This window comes from Microbacterium sp., from assembly GCF_041641055.1.
Lineage (GTDB): Bacteria > Actinomycetota > Actinomycetes > Actinomycetales > Microbacteriaceae > Microbacterium.
The window spans coordinates 41,646-53,707 of record NZ_JBEPZB010000021.1 but is presented as its reverse complement, the minus strand read 5'-3'; the positions used below and the strand labels follow the sequence as shown (position 1 = coordinate 53,707).

The window sequence follows — 12,062 nt, the reverse complement described above, 5'->3', positions numbered from 1 at the left end:
GTCGGCATCGAAATCGGCCGCGATGTCGAGCGCCTGCCCGAGCGTCGAGACGACCGCGCGGTCGGAGGCGTACATCGGATGCAGGGGCTCGATCGCCAGAGTCACGCCCGCCGCCTTCGCGTCGGACGCGAGCACGCCGATCGCGTCGCGCACACGCTCGCGTGCGCCGATCAGATCGCGGGAACCGGTGGGGATGCCGCCGGCGACGAGCACGAGCACCGCCGTCGATCCGTCGGCGCCCGCGGCGGCGAGCGTCGCGGTCTCCTCGATCGCGCGCCGGTTGTCGTCGAGCGCCGCCACGCGCTCGGGTCCCTCCGGAAGGGTGAAGAATCCGCCGCGGCAGTGCGTCGTGAACCGCAGCCCGGAGTCCGCGAGCATCCGGGCAGCGGTCTCCAGCCCGACCTCGTTCACGGGCTCGCGCCACAGACCGATCGCCTGGATGCCGGCATCCGCCGTCACCCGCAGCGCCGTCGCGAGGTCTGCGTGCTTGATCGTGGCCTGGTTGATCGATAGGCGGGGATCGACGGTCACAGGTCCACTCCGTTCAGGCGCAGCATCCCGTGCCAGCGCTCGCGGGCGAGCTCGGGATCCTCGAGGGCGAGCGAGGCGTTCGCCAGCTCGACGATGCGGCTGAGGTGCGGGAGGCTACGCGCCGAGTGCAGCCCGCCGACCATCTGGAACGCGGGCTGGTGCCCGTTGAGCCACGCGAGGAGGGCGACGCCCGTCTTGTAATAGAAGGTCGGCGCCGCGAACACCTGACGGCTGAGCTCTTCGGTCGGGCCGAGGATCTCGAGATAGCGCGCAGGATCCCCGGCATCCAGCGCCTGGATCGCCGCAGACGCCACCGGCGTGATCGCCGCGAACGCTCCGAGCAGCGCGTCGGAGTGCCCGTCGCCCTGGCCCACACTGTCGCCGCCGATCAGGCCGACGTAGTTGAAGTCGTCACCGGTGAACATGCGCACGCCCTCCGGCAGACGCTCGCGTACCGAGATCTCGGACTCGGCGTTCAGCAGGCTCATCTTCACGCCGGCGACCTTGTCAGGATTCTCGGCGATGACATCGAGCAGCACAGCGGATGCCGTCTGCCAGTCATCCGCTCCGAAGTACCCGGCGAGCTCGGGGTCGAAGACCGTGCCGAGCCAGTGCAGCACGACCGGAACCGTGGCCGATGCGAGCACCTCGCGATAGACGCGGCGGTAGTCGTCGGCATCCGTCGCGACCCTCGCGAGGTGGCGGGAGGCCATGAGCACCGGGCCCGCGCCCTGCTCCTCGGTGAAATGCAGCTGCTCCTTGTAGGCGTCGATCACCTGGCCGAGCGAGATGTGCGACTCGGCGACGTGATCGGTGTTGACGCCGACCACGACCGAGCTGCCCTCCTCGCGCGCGACCTCGGCGCTGCGCGCGATGAGCTCACGCGTCGCCGCGGCATCCAGCCCCATGTTCCGCTGGGCGGTGTCCATGGCATCGGCGACGCCGAGGCCCCACGAGTAGACGTTGCGGCGGAACGCGAGCGTCGAATCCCAGTCGATGTCTGCCGGCTGCCCCGGGGTGTTGTCGGCGTGGATCTGCGGCACGACGTGGGCCGCGGCGTAGGCGACGCGGCTCTGCAGCGGGCCCGTGGGACGCGCGAACCCGCCGCCCTCGCGCAGCTCGGCATCCGTCACCGCGCCTGCGGCGTCGAGAAGTCGGAGAGTGCTCATGCTCAGCCCAGCGTCAGCGGCTCGAGCGCGACCTTGCGGCCTTCGGCGCTGGAGGTCAGACCCGCCTCGGCGAACTGCACGCCGCGGGCGCCCGAGAGCAGGTCGAACGGATACTGCGAGCCTTCGACGAACGAGACCAGGTACTCCTCCCACTGCTGACGGAAGCCGTTGAGGAAGACGTCGTTGGTCGGGACGTTCTGCCAGTCGGCGTCGTAGTCGTGACTGTCCTCGAGGTCGGGGTTCCAGACCGGCTTCGGAGTCGCGTTGCGGGGCTGGATCTTCGCGCCGAAGAGCCCGACGACGGCGGATCCGTGTGTGCCGTCGACCTGGAACTCGACGAGCTCGTCGCGGTTGACGCGCACGGTCCAGCTGGAGTTGATCTCCGCGACGATGCCGCCCTCGATCTCGAAGATGCCGTACGCGGCATCTTCGGCGGTGGCCGTGTAGTGCTCGCCGTTCTCATCCCAGCGGTCCGCGATGTGCACGGCGGCCTGCGCGTAGACGCTCGTGACCTCGCCGAACAGGTTCTCGAGCACGTAGTTCCAGTGCGGGAACATGTCGACGATGATGCCGCCGCCGTCTTCGGTGCGGTAGTTCCAGCTCGGGCGCTGCGCCGGCTGCCAGTCACCCTCGAAGACCCAGTAGCCGAACTCGCCGCGCACCGAGAGGATGCGGCCGAAGAAGCCCGAGTCGATGAGGCGCTTGAGCTTCTGCAGGCCCGGCAGGTACAGCTTGTCGTGCACGACGCCGGTCTTGACTCCTGCCGCGTCGGCGAGCCGGGCCAGTTCGAGTGCCTCGTCGAGCGACTCGGCGGTCGGTTTCTCGGTGTAGATCGCCTTGCCGGCCGCGATCGCCTTGCGGAGGGCGGAGGCGCGGGCCTTGGTCACGAGGAAGTCGGCGTAGATCTCCCATTTCGGGTCGGCGAGCGCCGCGTCGAGGTCGGTCGTGTAGTCCTCGATGCCGTGCTTCGCGGCGAGCTCGGCGAGCTTGGCCTCGTTGCGGCCGACCAGGAGCGGCTTCACGGTGATGCGGGATCCGTCGGGCAGCTCGATGCCGCCCTCGTCGCGGATCGCGAGGATCGACCGCACGAGGTGCTGCCGGTAGCCCATGCGTCCGGAGACGCCGTTCATGATGATCCCGATCTCGCGGGTCGTCGCCTGTGACATTGCTGGTCCGTTCTCTGGGAAGTCGTGCGCTGCTGCCGTTCCCGGTAAGCGCTTTCCGATAGCATGCCATGGCGGGCGGGCGCGTGCAAGCCGTCGTGGGAAATCGCTATCCCGGAGGCACCGGGGCTTCCCGGTGCACTGAGCGTCCCTTACCGACCGGGAGAACTGCACTCCTCGCCCGCGGCGGGGTCAGTACCGCATCCGAACCGACCGCCTGCGGCGCACTATTGACCCCGCACCTGGCGGCGGATGCGGAACTGGCCCCGCACCCTGGTGGCGCGTGCGCAACTGGCCCCGCACCCGGGCGCCCACCGACGCTCGGCACCACCGCCCACCATGGGCCCAGCCGAGGCCAATAGTGCATCCCCAAAGGCCGTTAGCCGTGCGCAACTGACCCCGCACCTGGCGGCGGATGCGGAACTTGCCCCGCCACCGTGGTGGCGCGTGCGCAACTGACCTCGCACCCCGACTTCCACCGGCGCTCGGCACCACCGCCCACCATGAACCAGCCGAGGCCAATAGTGCATCCCCAAAGGCCGTTAGCCGTGCGCAACTGACCCCGCACCTGGCGGCGGATGCGGAACTGGCCCCGCACCCTGGTGGCGCGTGCGCAACTGACCCCGACCCCCGACTCCCACCGGCGCTCGGCACCACCGCCCACCATGGGCCCAGCCGAGGCCAATAGTGCATCCCCAAAGGCCGTTAGCCGTGCGCAACTGACCCCGCACCTGGCGGGCCGTGCGCAACTGACCCCGCACCTGGCGAGCCATGCGCAACTGACCCCGCACCTCGACTTCCACCGGCGCCCACCGAGGCGGGCAGCGCACCCCCGCAGCGGGCGACTTCTCAGCGGGTGCTGGAGCGTTCGACCAGCAGCGTCGACACCACGACAGCGGATGCCGATTCCTCGGCCCGCCCCTCGATGTCAGCGACGAGGAGTCCGACCGCCCGGTGGGCGAGGGCGGTGAAGTCCTGGCGGATCGTCGTCAGGGGAGGGCGGTAGTTCGCAGCATCCGGGACGTCGTCGAAACCGATCACGCCTACCTCCTCGGGCACGCGCCGACCGGCGTCGGCGAACGCGCGGAGCAGTCCGAGCGCCATCTGATCATTGGCGCAGAAGACGGCGGATGCTGCAGCGAGCGACTCGCCGGCGGCGTACCCCGCCTCCGCGGACCAGTCACCGCGAACGATCTCGGGAGCCTCGATGCCGGCCTCGACGAGGGTGTCTCGCCAGCCGCGCTCCCGCTCCGCCGCCGCGAAGGAGCCGGCCGGTCCGGCCAGATGGTGGACGTTCCCGTGCCCGAGGCTCAGCAGGTGCGCGGTTGCTGCGGCTGCGCCGCCGACATGATCACTGTGCACGACCGTGAGTCCCGCCGCGGTCGACGCGTCGACGACCACCAGTCGCAGCCCGGCAGGACGGTCGGCAGCCGGAAGCAGCGCCGAGGCCTCGTTCAGCACGATGGCGCCGTCGACCTCCTGCTCGGCGAGGCGCTCGAACGCCTCGGCCACGCTGTCCCCCGCCGTCACGAGGGTGAGGGCGTATCCGCGCTCGGCGGCAGCCTCGGCCGTGGCCTGCAGCATCCGCGAGTTGCCCACCGTGGCGAGGGTGGTGACGACGAGTCCGATGGTGTGCGAGCGGCCGGTCCGCAGTGCCCTCGCGGCGCGGTGCGGGCGGTATCCGAGCTCGGCCATCGCCCGCTCGACGCGGCTCCGCGTCGCGGGGTCCACACGCGGGCTGTCGTTCACCACCCGTGAGACGGTCTGCCCGGAGACACCGGCGCGCGAGGCGACCATCGCCATCGAGACGCGGCCGGACGGGGTGCGTCGGCGCGAGCGCTCTGCGCCGGACGACAGGTCTGCGCCGGACGACAGCTCCCCGCCGGACGACAGCTGCCCGCCGGAGAGAGCGTCGCGCGCGTCATCGTCGGCCACAGGCACCTCCGCTCTCGATCCACAACTCCGGAATGTTGACGTTACCACGGCGCTGTGCGTACCATGTTTACGTGAACACGCCCGAATCTCCTGAGTTGCGAACCGAGACCCTCTCCGCCGGCATCGTCAAGCGCACCACGACCCTCGCCGACGGCCGTGAGCTCTTCTACTTCGACGACCCCGACACCACGCTCGGCCCCGACCGCGCCGTCGACAGCCGCACGCTCGACGCCCGCGGTGAGACCGCGACGATGCGCCTCGACGTGCTCACGGGCGACTGGATCACCGTGGCCGCGAACCGCCAGAACCGCGTGATGATGCCCAGCGCCGACGCCGATCCGCTGGCCCCCCAGACGCCGACCAACCCCTCTGAGGTGCCGTCGCTCTACGACGTCGCCGTGTTCGAGAATCGTTCCCCGGCGTTCGGCCCGGCCCTGGCCGAAGCCATCGGCTCGGCGCCCGAGGCGAGCAACCCGCCGCGCGGCCTCGACGATCTCGCAGCCCTCGGTCTCGGTCGCACGCGCACCTCTGTCGGACGCTGCGAAGTCGTGTGCTTCAGCCCCGAGCACACCGGCTCGTTCGGCACCCAGTCCGTCACCCGGGCGCGCACCGTGATCGAGGCCTGGGCCGACCGCACCGCCGCACTGTCGAAGCTGCCCGGCATCGAGCAGATCTTCCCGTTCGAGAACCGCGGTGAGGCGATCGGCGTCACCCTCCCCCACCCGCACGGGCAGATCTACGCCTACCCCTACGTGACGCCGCGCACCACGCGACTCCTGGAGTCGATCGACCGCACCGCTCCCGAGCTCTTCCAGCACATCCTCGAGTCCGAGCAGGCATCCGAGCGCGTCGTGTTCCGCGGCGAGCACTGGACCGCGTTCGTGCCCTTCGCCGCGCGCTGGCCGCTCGAGGTGCACCTCATGCCGCACCGCCACGTCCCGGACTTCGCTGAGACGACGGATGCCGAGCGCGATGAGCTCGCCCCGCTGTATCTGCGTCTGCTGCGCGGCGTCGACGCGCTGTACGACACCCCGACTCCGTACATCGCCGCCTGGCACCAGGCTCCGGTGCACGTAGGCCGTGACAGCGTGCGCCTGCACCTGCAGCTGACGAGCCCGCGGCGTGCTGCCGACAAGCTCAAGTTCCTCGCAGGTTCCGAGGCGGCGATGTGGGCGTGGGCGGCGGAGATCACCCCCGAGCAGGGTGCCGCCCGCATCCGCGAGGCCATCGCGAACGCCGCACAGCCGGTGGACATCGCCCGGCCGGCGGATGACGCGGCCCCGCAGAACGCCGCATCCACCGCATCCACCCGGACCGCGACCGACAGCGCACCCGTGCGCGCAGACAAGGCGATGTCATGACCCCGACCCAGGATGCCGCCCGCGAGCTCTTCACCGACCTGACCGGCCACGCCCCCGAGGGCATCTGGTCCGCGCCGGGCCGGGTGAACCTCATCGGCGAGCACACCGACTACAACGACGGCTTCGTGCTGCCGTTCGCCATCCCGCACCGCACGGTGGCGGCCGTCGGGCGTCGCGAAGATCACCGCATCCGTGTCGCCTCGACCTTCGCCGACGAGCCGGTGGAAGTCGAGCTCGACGACCTCGACCGCCTGTTCCCGACGCCCACCGGCAGCGCCCCGCAGGTGCCGGAGTGGGCCGCCTACCCGCTCGGCGTGGCCTGGGCGCTGCGCCAGGCCGACGGCATCGCCGCATCGGCCGCCGTCGGATCGGGACTCGACATCGCGATCGCCTCCGACGTCCCCGTGGGCGCCGGGCTCTCCTCCTCGGCCGCGATCGAGGGCGCCACGGCATCCGCGCTCAACGATCTCTGGGCTGCCGGGCTCGACCGCCCCGCCCTGGCGCGGGTCGGACGCCGCGCCGAGAACGAGGCCGTCGGAGCGCCGACGGGCATCATGGATCAGATGGCCTCGATGCTCGGCGAGCCGGATGCCGCGATCTTCCTCGACTGCCGCACGCTCGACGCGAACCTCGTGCAGGTCGGCATCGCCGAGGCGGGGCTCGCCATCCTCGTGATGGACACGCGAGTGAAGCATGCGCATTCGACCGGCGGCTACGGCGAGCGTCGCGCCGCGTGCGAGCGCGGCGCCGCCATCATGAGCGTGCCGAGCCTGCGTGACGTCTCGGTGGACGACCTGCCGCGAGCGCAGGAGCTGATGGATGACGTGACCTTCCGCCGCGTGCGCCACGTCGTGACCGAGAATCAGCGCGTGCTCGACACCGTGCGGGTCCTGCGCGAGGGGAGCGCGCGCGACATCGGCGACCTCCTCGTGGCCTCGCACGCGTCCATGCGCGACGACTTCGAGATCTCGGTGCCCGAGCTCGACACGGCTGTCGAGGCGGCTCTCGCAGCCGGAGCCGTCGGCGCGCGGATGACGGGCGGCGGATTCGGCGGAGCGGCCATCGCCCTCGTCGAGCAGGACGCCGTTCCTCGAGTGACGAATGCCGTGAACGCCGCGTTCGCAGCATCCGGCTTCGCGGCCCCCGTGCTGTTCACCGTCACGCCCTCGGCCGGGGCGCACCGCGACGTCTGACCCCTCCGATCCCGTCGCATCCCCGTCCCGTCCGCTCCCGTCCGGTCGCATGTCCCGATTCGCGGAGGTTGCCCCGATCCGCACACCGATCTGGCGAATTCGTCCGCAGAACGGGACAACCTCCGCAGATCGGGACACGCAGGGTCCACAGATCGGGCAACCTCCGCGGATCGGCACACGGTGGAACCCGAGACACGAACAGGGCAGTCCGGCATATCGGAACAGGGCGACGCCGGAACCGGCCATCAGCCCGGGGTCCTGAGATACTGAACCTTCACCACCTGAGGAGCACAATGTCCTGGATCGTGACCGGCGGCGCCGGCTACATCGGCTCGCACGTCGTCCGCGCACTCTCGGAGGCGGGGCTCGCACCCGTCATCCTCGATGACCTCTCCAGCGGGGTGGCGTCGTTCGCGCCTGAGGGCGTCCCCTTCGTCGAGGGCTCCATCCTCGATCGCGAGCTCGTGGAGCGGACTCTCCGCGAGCACGATGCCGAGGGCGTCATCCATGTGGCCGGATACAAGTACGCGGGCGTCTCGGTCCAGCGGCCGCTGCACACGTACGCGCAGAACGTCGAGGGGACGCGCGTGATCCTCGAGGCGATGCAGGCCAGCGGGGTCGCGAACATCGTGTTCTCCTCATCCGCCGCCGTGTTCGGGACGCCCGACGTCGCGCTGGTCGTCGAAGACACGGCCAAGCGCCCCGCCAGCCCCTACGGCGAGTCCAAGCTCATCGGCGAATGGCTCCTGCGCGATCAGGCCATCGCCACGGCCGACTCCGACGTCCCGCTCCGCCACACCTCGCTGCGCTACTTCAACGTGGTCGGCTCCGCGGATCCGACGGTCTACGACGTCAGCCCGCACAACCTCTTCCCGATCGTCTTCGAGGCGCTCATCGAGGGGCGCACGCCGAAGATCTTCGGCGACGACTACGCGACCGAGGACGGCACGAACGTCCGCGACTACGTGCACGTCGGAGACATCGCGGCCGCGCACGTCGCTGCGGCGAAGCGCCTCGCCGCCGGCGACTCCATCGAGCCCGCCTACAACCTCGGCTCGGGTGACGGCTTGAGCGTGAAGCAGATCATGGATGCCGTCGCCCGCGTGACCGGCATCGACTTCACCCCGGAGATCGGCCCGCGCAGACCCGGCGACCCGGATCGCATCGTCGCCACGGGCGAGCTCGCCGCCCGCGACCTCGACTGGAAGATGCGGTACACGGTCGACGAGATGGTGCGGACGGGCTGGGAGGCGCGCCGCCGGGCTTGAGCTCGGGCTCCCGGATCGTCTGTTCCGGCGGCCGACAGCGTCAGAGGTCGCGAGTGCGGATCGGGTAGAGCCAGAAGCAGAGCCACGCGAGGGCGGCGAAGACGAGCGGGACGACCGCGACCATCAGCCGGATGCCGCCGTCGACCGCCTCGGGCTGGGCATCGCCGAGCGACGCGTCGAAACCGGATGCCGTGAGCACCGCAGCGGCGACCACGGCCTGCAGCACGACCGAACCGCGCACCACGAACCCGTTGACGCCGAAGTAGGCACCCTCGCGGCGGTGGCCGGTGCGGGTGGCATCCTCATCGATGATCTGCGCGAGAACCACCTCGAGGAGCTGCAGGAGGCCGCCGACCCCGACGCCGACGGCGATCCCGACCAACGCTGCGGCGAGCACGGTCGAGGTCGCCAGGTATCCGAGCACGGCAAGGCCGAAGACCCCGACGCTCGCGAGCAGGGCGATGCGCGGGGAGGTGCGCCGCACCACGGCGCTCCACAGCACGATCGACGGGATGGCCGTCACGAAGATCGCCCCGAGCAGGATGCTCCCCTCCCCCTCGGCCGCACCCAGCGAGTAGCGCACGTAGAACGGGAGGGCGGCGAGGATGACCGCGATCGAGGTCTGGATGAAGAGCGAGCCGAGGACGTAGGGGACGAACGCGCGGTTCGCGAAGGTGTACTTCAGCTGGTCGCCCCAGCGCATGGCTTCGGACGCGGCCTCGGGGACCCGTCGTTCGATCATCCCTCCGGCGAACGACCACACCAGCAGCACCAGGCAGACCGCCGAGAGGACGATCGCCATGCCCGGCCATCCGATCCAGCCGTACAGGGCCGGCGCCCCCGCGGTGCCGAGCACGATGCCGAGGATCGCGAAGATCTGCCGCGGCACATTGCCCCGGGCACGCTCGTCCGTTGTGCGGAAGATCTCGGGGAAGAGGGCCGAGATGTTCAGCACCACGACCACGAAGGCGATGTCGTACACCGCGACGACGACCAGGAACCAGACGATCAGTCCGGCGGCCGGCAGCTCCGGCGGCATCCAGATCAGGGCGAAGGCGACCACCAGCGGCACGATCCCGAGGCCGATCCACGGGATGCGGCGCCCCCACGGCGTGCGGATGCGATCGGAGAGCGCGCCGACGACCGGGTTCAGAACGGCGTTCAGGATGCCGTGCGCGATCATCGCCGCCGCCACCCACGTCGGCTCCACGCCCAGATGCGTGACGTAGAAGTAGACGACGAACGCCGAGAACGTCTGCGCCATGAGCTGGGTCGGGAACCCGGATGCCCCGAAGGCGACGGCCTGCGCGCGGGTGGGCGCGGCATCCAGTCTGCGATCGCGCAGTCCGCTCAACGCGCTCATGCCCGCTCTCCGCGCTGCAGCTCGCGCAGGTCCCGCCAGCCGATCCGGACGAGTCCTTCGTCGGCGATCACCTGCCGCACCTCGGGGTCGGAGAGCAGCCGCAGCTCGTGTCCGCGCTTCTCGGCTCCGAAGTCGACCGTCGCCCGCAGCTCGTCATCGTCGACCATCGGATGCAGGTAGATCTCCGTCACCCCGGCGGGGACCGCGCGGAGCAGCGCGATGAAGCCGTCCCGCACCTGCTCGTACGACTCATCGGGAGCGGCTTCGAACGGATGGCTCCACAGCCGGTCGATGATCTCGACCCCGAGCGCGTCGGCCGCCGCGGCGGCCCGGGTGAGCTGGGCCTGGAGCGCCTCGTCGTTGCCCGTCCCCGCCATGCTGCGCGGCAGCCGGAACGGCAGTCCGTTCCGCGCAGACAGCTCGAGCACCTGTGCGAGGAAGTCCCGACCGGTGAGCAGTCCGTAGACCGAGCCCATGTGGTTGTCGAGGTGGGTCACGTCGACTCCGGCATCCAGTGCCGCCTGCAGCTGTGCGCCGATCTCTGCCGCGACATCGTCGGCGGACGCGCTCTGCTCGACCGAGAGCACATCGCGGGGGAACCATCCGCCCTCGTCGACGAGGCTCGTGCTCGTCCCGGTGAGGGGACGCCAGCGGTAGTCCGACCACTCGCTGGTGAGCACGAGGTGCACGCCCACGTCGAAGTCGGTACGGGATGCCGCGAACGCCAGCGCCTCCGGCGCCCACGCGCACGGCACCATGAGCGTCGTCGAGTCGATGTGCCCGGCCTGGAGCAGATCGATGATCGCCGTGTTCGCCGCATGGCACATGCCGAAGTCGTCCGCGTTGATGATCAGCGCCCTCGCGCCGGGAGGCAGTCCGAGCCGCGTCGCGAGGTCTGCGGTCATCTCCGGCTCCTGTCCGCGCCCGGGACCGCGTGCGAGAAGACCGTCGCGCGCAGTGCGGCGGCGGCCTCGCCGACGGCGCCGACGAGCGGCGCCTCGGGCCCGAACGACGAGACCAGCAACCGGAGGGGCAGCTGGGCGGCGAGCTCCTCGGCCGTGGCGAGGGCTGCGTCGACCAGAGCCGGATGCGCCGCGGTTCCCCCGAGGATGAAGGCCTCGGGGTCGAGCACGAGCGCGACGCTGCCCGCGACGAGCGTGAGGCGGCGCCCCATCTCGGCGGCCATGGCCCGCGCCGCCTCATCGCCCGCTGATGCGGCGTCGAGGTGCTGGTCGATCGTGGCGTCGGGGTCGCGGCCGTGCGCGAGCGCGAGGTCGCGCACGACCTCGTCGCCGAGCACCGGCGCCCCGATCGGCAGCGGCGATTGCGGCAGGTACATGACCTCGCCGGCCACCCCCGAGAATCCGCGGTGCAGGATGCCGTCGAGCACGATGCCGGCACCGAGCCCGTCGTCCAGGAGCAGCAGCGCGAAGCTGGCGAGGTCGGCGCCCGTCCCCTCGGTGAGCTCGGCGAGCGCCGCCAGGTTGACGTCGTTCTCGACGCGCACCGGGCATCCGAGTCGAGCAGACAGTGCGGCACGGAAGGCCCCGCCATCGGGCCCCTGGTCGTCGCGGATGCCGCCGTCGGCCGTGACGATTCCGGGGATGCCGACCACGACCAGGTGCAGCGGACCGTTGAGCGCGCGCCGGCAGCCCTCGACGAGGGCGGCGATGTGCTCCACCCGGTCGGCGCGTGGCGGGAAGGGGGCGTGCTGCTCGGCGCGCACGGCACCGGTCGGGTCGACGAGGGCGACGTGAGCGGCGTGGTTGTCGACATGCACGGCGGCGGCGAAGCCGAGCTGGGGGTGGAGGGCGACTCGTCCGGCCGCCGGTCCCCGGGTGTCCCGGTCGACGCCGGCCGGAACGACGGCCGCGGAGTTCTCGAGCATCCGCAGCACCTGCGTCACCGCGGTGCGTGAGAGCCCCGTCTCGGCGACCAGCTCGGTCCTCGTGAGCGGACCCCGACGGGCCAGCGTCTCGAGGATCGCGCGTCCGTTGAGTGTGCGCAGCAGGCTCTGCGGACCGGCCAGCGGTCGTGCCATGAGGATCCCCCCGGATTCGACGTGCGCCCAGCCTGACA

General features: G+C 70.9%; 10 protein-coding genes. 3 read left to right on the top strand and 7 right to left on the bottom strand.

Translation table 11 applies throughout. The features are described from left to right. From ACESK8_RS13200 to ACESK8_RS13185, 4 genes are all read right to left on the bottom strand, one after another. A partial coding sequence (locus ACESK8_RS13200; protein WP_372969024.1) for a sugar phosphate isomerase/epimerase family protein occupies nt 1-531 on the bottom strand: 531 nt, incomplete at its 3' end. Then, on the bottom strand, nt 528-1,700 hold the full coding sequence (locus ACESK8_RS13195; RefSeq protein WP_372969023.1) for a dihydrodipicolinate synthase family protein: 1,173 nt from the start codon (nt 1,698-1,700) through the stop codon (nt 528-530). The genes ACESK8_RS13195 and ACESK8_RS13200, both read right to left, overlap by 4 nt. 2 nt (nt 1,701-1,702) lie before the next feature. Further along, the gene (locus tag ACESK8_RS13190) at nt 1,703-2,866 is read right to left on the bottom strand and encodes a Gfo/Idh/MocA family protein (RefSeq protein WP_372969022.1); all 1,164 of its coding nucleotides are present in this window, start codon (nt 2,864-2,866) and stop codon (nt 1,703-1,705) included. Between the two features lie 846 nt (nt 2,867-3,712). Then, nucleotides 3,713-4,666 carry a LacI family DNA-binding transcriptional regulator gene (locus tag ACESK8_RS13185; protein WP_372969026.1) on the bottom strand — a complete coding sequence of 318 codons (954 nt, stop codon included), beginning with the start codon at nt 4,664-4,666 and terminating at the stop codon, nt 3,713-3,715. A 203-nt stretch (nt 4,667-4,869) separates the two neighbouring features. On the opposite strand from ACESK8_RS13185, the gene galT reads away from it, so the two are divergent. The 3 genes from galT (at nt 4,870) to galE (ending at nt 8,620) form a co-directional block, all read left to right on the top strand. Further along, nucleotides 4,870-6,159: a galactose-1-phosphate uridylyltransferase gene (galT, locus tag ACESK8_RS13180; RefSeq protein WP_372969021.1), complete on the top strand. Its 1,290-nt coding sequence runs from the start codon at nt 4,870-4,872 to the stop codon at nt 6,157-6,159. Further along, a complete protein-coding gene (galK, locus tag ACESK8_RS13175) occupies nt 6,156-7,352 on the top strand; it encodes a galactokinase (RefSeq protein ID WP_372969020.1) in 1,197 nt (398 codons plus the stop codon). The genes galT and galK overlap by 4 nt, the downstream gene beginning before the upstream one ends. A 293-nt stretch (nt 7,353-7,645) precedes the next feature. Next, nucleotides 7,646-8,620 carry a UDP-glucose 4-epimerase GalE gene (gene galE / locus ACESK8_RS13170; protein ID WP_372969019.1) on the top strand — a complete coding sequence of 325 codons (975 nt, stop codon included), beginning with the start codon at nt 7,646-7,648 and terminating at the stop codon, nt 8,618-8,620. Nucleotides 8,621-8,660: 40 nt separating this feature from the next. On the opposite strand, the gene ACESK8_RS13165 is transcribed toward galE, so the two are convergent. From ACESK8_RS13165 to ACESK8_RS13155, 3 genes are read right to left on the bottom strand one after another with little or no spacing between them, the layout of a single operon-like run. Next, entirely contained in the window at nt 8,661-9,983 is a 1,323-nt protein-coding gene (locus tag ACESK8_RS13165; RefSeq protein WP_372969018.1) for an MFS transporter, read from the bottom strand. Continuing rightward, nucleotides 9,980-10,888: a polysaccharide deacetylase family protein gene (locus tag ACESK8_RS13160; RefSeq protein WP_372969017.1), complete on the bottom strand. Its 909-nt coding sequence runs from the start codon at nt 10,886-10,888 to the stop codon at nt 9,980-9,982. Before ACESK8_RS13160 ends, ACESK8_RS13165 begins: the two co-directional genes overlap by 4 nt. Continuing rightward, the gene (locus ACESK8_RS13155) at nt 10,885-12,024 is read right to left on the bottom strand and encodes an ROK family transcriptional regulator (RefSeq protein ID WP_372969016.1); all 1,140 of its coding nucleotides are present in this window, start codon (nt 12,022-12,024) and stop codon (nt 10,885-10,887) included. Before ACESK8_RS13155 ends, ACESK8_RS13160 begins: the two co-directional genes overlap by 4 nt. Nucleotides 12,025-12,062 lie beyond the last annotated feature (38 nt).